This is a genomic window from Psychrobacter sp. TB20-MNA-CIBAN-0197 (assembly GCF_040309765.1).
GTDB lineage: Bacteria > Pseudomonadota > Gammaproteobacteria > Pseudomonadales > Moraxellaceae > Psychrobacter > Psychrobacter submarinus.
Genome location: NZ_JBEOPC010000057.1, coordinates 1 through 2683 on the forward strand (window position 1 = coordinate 1; position 2683 = coordinate 2683).

The following is a 2683-nucleotide window of genomic DNA, read 5'->3' on the forward strand; positions in this document are numbered from 1 at the left end:
GTCCAAACCAATAGACAATCAACTGCTAGATATTAATGTTGCAGTATTTCGCGAACGTTTAGCTGAGCTACAAACAGATAAAGACAGCGGTACTATTAATAATAGCCATTATCAAAATCAAAAGCTGGAACTGGAGCGTCAGCTATTAGATGTGCAGCGTCAGATAACACCTATGGTCACCCCTGATGTCAAAAGCCGTTTAATTGTCGCAGCTTGGATCCCAATATTGGCTGCAATGGCGTATTTACTAATAGGCAATCGTACGCCCGTGTTTGATTTGTGGACAGCTGAGGACAAAGTAGGACAAGTGGCTGACGACCTATTGACAGCTAAAATTGACAAGCCGCCATCATGGGCGTTTGAAGATGGTCGTCAACTGATTAGCGCCATGCAAACCAATGTTCATCGTAATGCTGATGATCCTAATCGCTGGATGCGCCTATCCGAGCTTTTCTTATCTATGGAGGCAACTGATTCTGCGCTGGAAGCCTTATCTCGTGCCTATCGTTTAGCTCCTGAAAATGAAGAAATCGCCACCACTTATGCTCAGACTAGCTTTTTCGTTAATGAAGGTCAGTTAGACGCCAATATTCGCCGTGTATTACAAGCTATATTAGCTAAGAATCCGCAGCATGAACGGGCTCAAATGCTCATGGCAATGGGTGAGACTCGTAGTAGTAACTTTGCCCAAGCGCAAGGTTGGATTAAACGCTTACAAGGCAGCATTGTGGCCAAACCAGGTGATCATACTAAAGCTTTAGCAAGCTTAGATGAGTTAAGCAACTACGTTAGCACGCAAGAAAAGCAAGCGCTAGAAGGTATTGACGTGACAGTGAAAATTAACGCTAATTTATTACCGTTAGTGAAAGCTGATGATGTGTTGTTTGTTGCGATACGTGACGTTAAAGGAGGTCCACCGTTTGCCGCCAAACGTTTACCCATTAGTATTATCAAGCAAGGTGAGGCTAGTATCCGCTTAAGCAATCTTGATGCGATGATGCCAGATCGCACGTTAAATTCAGCTCGTAGTGACAAAACTCAGTTAGCAGTCGTTGCTCGTATTAGTCATAGCGGTAATGCCATAGCAGAGTCAGGCGACTTATCGGGTAATCCTATAGTGATTAGCGCTGAACAGACTCAGGTTAATGTTGAAATCAATCAACAGATTCCCTAATAAAAAATTATTACCGTAAGTTTCATAACACCAGAGCGGTAAGTGGAGCCGTTTATAAAAGTGGCGCGATTAATAGTCGTATACCAAAAACATATACGTTTAACATTGTTCATTGTATAAACACAGATAAAGAAAACAACTATGACTGAATCTACCGACAGATTAGATAGTACTAAATTGAATAGCGTTGAATCGGCTAGTACTAATATTGCTGACAATAAAGTACCTATAGCTGTGAGTAGTACTCATCAATCGATTGACTCTAAAACCATGAATCATACGCCTAAAGCTATGTACGTGACTTCAGGCAACTCGATAACACCTAAAGGTAAGTTGGATAAAATGCCAAAAATGGTTGCCAATGGCAGTCGCGCTTTTATCTGGTATTTGTTGGCGATAATGGTGTTAATACTTGATCAATGGACTAAGTGGTTGGCCCAAACCAAATTAGCGTTCAATGACCCCGTACCGGTCATTGAACCATTTCTCAACTGGACACTCGCTTATAACTATGGGGCAGCATTTAGCTTTTTAGCCGACGCTGGCGGTTGGCAGAAATGGTTTTTCTCAGGCTTAGCTTTTGTAATGGCTATCTTTTTAACGATTTATTTAATCAAAGCGCCACGTACAGCCAAGCTATTGTCTATGGGGTTGGCCTTAGTGCTTGGCGGTGCGATTGGCAACTTAATCGATCGTTTAAGAATTGGCAAAGTGGTTGACTTTATCCATGTGCATTATGCTGATGTCTGGAATTATCCTATTTTCAATGTTGCAGATATAGGTGTCTGTGTCGGTGTAGCGTTGATTATAATTGATATGATATTTTTGGAAAGTAAGCGTAATGAATAAACAAGTGAATATTGATCAGTACAAATAAAAAGAACTAGCGTCATAGCTGCTCTATACGGAAAGATACTTTTTATACTCAAGTGTGTTTATAAAAATGCGAACTGGAAGGTGATATATGATTAATACAAATACTCTCTCATTCTATATCCCAAAACCCAATGCATAATTGTATGCGAGTGAACGCAGGATGATTTTGAAGTGGCTAGACGAAGGCGTGACGTGCTAAGTGGTAGATGACAAAAACCAGTACTTCAAAGCTCTGGACAGGGCCATTATTATAAAGACATTGAATACCGCCTAAATTATTTATTGAAATAACAAAAGGATAATATAGTGTCACATGCTCAGCTAACTATCAAACAAATACATAATCTTAGAAAAAAACAAAGTGCCGCATTAAAAAGTCTTACCCTTATATAGTCGATACACTCTAAAAATGTCATAGCACTACTGGGATGAATTTTGCGCAGCCTCCTATCGTGCGCTCAAAGAAATTTGAAGCGGACTATAATAATTACCATCGTTTGTCAGGCGAGGGTAAGCGGGATACAGACACATTCAGAAATGAAATGAAGAATTTTATTACTAGACCTCTTGCAAAAGTCATAATTTAAGCTCGGAATTAATGATACCAGCAAACAGCTTCATTCTAAGATCATA

General features: G+C 40.0%; 2 protein-coding genes. Both read left to right on the forward strand.

Annotation, left to right across the window (positions count from 1 at the left end; all coding sequences use genetic code 11):
• A partial coding sequence (ccmI, locus tag AAEY83_RS12535) for a c-type cytochrome biogenesis protein CcmI (protein WP_351059215.1) occupies window positions 1-1174 on the forward strand: 1174 nt, incomplete at its 5' end.
• A gap of 141 nt (window positions 1175-1315) precedes the next feature.
• Window positions 1316-2023 (forward strand): signal peptidase II, encoded by a 708-nt coding sequence (gene lspA / locus AAEY83_RS12540; RefSeq protein WP_037026031.1) that lies wholly within the window; start codon window positions 1316-1318, stop codon window positions 2021-2023.
• Window positions 2024-2683 lie beyond the last annotated feature (660 nt).